Origin of the sequence: Streptobacillus notomytis (genome assembly GCF_001902585.1) — a bacterium.
Taxonomy (GTDB): domain Bacteria; phylum Fusobacteriota; class Fusobacteriia; order Fusobacteriales; family Leptotrichiaceae; genus Streptobacillus; species Streptobacillus notomytis.
In genome coordinates, this window is the sequence record NZ_LKKV01000100.1 from 1 (window position 1) to 683 (window position 683).

1 protein-coding gene is annotated in these 683 nt (G+C 26.8%); it reads left to right on the forward strand.

What is annotated here, in order from left to right; translation table 11 throughout:
- Positions 1-190: 190 nt before the first annotated feature.
- Positions 191-683 (forward strand): hypothetical protein (locus BUE91_RS05065; protein ID WP_073508152.1); only part of this gene is annotated, 493 nt, incomplete at its 3' end.

Genomic DNA, 683 nt, shown 5'->3' on the forward strand with positions numbered 1-683 from the left:
GATATGGTGTTTTTTCATTTAACTTTAATTCATTTCCATTTGTATTATTTTTAGTTCCACCTAAGTCAGTCCCTATGAAAGTAAAAACTTCTATGATGTATTTTTAGCAAACATATTATTAAACTATACAAACATAAATGGAATATACACAAATGAATTAAGCTTAGATGCAAAATATGGCTTAGACGCAGTGTTCAAGAAAGGAAAGAATGTTACAGTTGATAATGAAGGAACCTACCAAGCCCTAAGTTTAGATTTTGGAGGGAAGAGTACATTTAAGGTAAGAGATAATGTAGAAGTAATATTATCATTAGAAAATGAATATAACTTAAATGGATTAAATAAAGAAGTATATGGAGTGTATGTAGATTATATAAAAGATGCCTCAGGATATAAAGAAAATATACATAAGTATGTAGAAAAATATGAAGTGTCAAAACAAGATAGTTTAAGAAAAGAAAAAGATAAGATAAAACCTTTAGTAGAAAACAAACTATCAACTAAAGATGAACTAAACAAAGTAAAACATGAACTAACAATAAAACCAAGACTATCAACAAGATTAAGTTATGTAAATGGGAGATTAATAGTAAATCCATGGATAGGAGCAGAGTTTAATTTATCAAACAACTCTACTAATAATGGAAATAATGACAACAAAGACTTTGTCTTAAGAAAAATTG